Source organism: Pseudomonas sp. 2995-1, assembly GCF_002742505.1.
Lineage (GTDB): Bacteria > Pseudomonadota > Gammaproteobacteria > Pseudomonadales > Pseudomonadaceae > Aquipseudomonas > Aquipseudomonas sivasensis.
The window spans coordinates 1-231 of sequence record NZ_LJSA01000050.1 but is presented as its reverse complement, the minus strand read 5'-3'; the positions used below and the strand labels follow the sequence as shown (position 1 = coordinate 231).

The 231-nt window shown below is 32.0% G+C and carries 1 protein-coding gene; it reads left to right on the top strand.

Annotated elements, in window-relative coordinates; all coding sequences use genetic code 11:
* Positions 1 to 35: 35 nt before the first annotated feature.
* A partial coding sequence (locus tag AOA61_RS00185; RefSeq protein ID WP_218197292.1) for a hypothetical protein occupies positions 36 to 231 on the top strand: 196 nt, incomplete at its 3' end.

Below are 231 nucleotides of genomic sequence, written 5' to 3'. Positions count from 1 at the left end.
GTAAAAATGTAAGTATTTGAGGAGAGGATTTATTTATGCAAGAGTTAACCAAAACAGAGAAAGCTTTTAAAGTGCTTGATAATGGAGCAGATATTATACAGAAGGAATTAAGCCTTACATATTTAGATTCCCTTGCTGAGATGGGGGAAATGGTCTTTCAAGGGAATGTAACTACTTCATTGTCTGATAAAAGTGCAAACAAGCTTACATTATTAATAGATGAATTAAAAC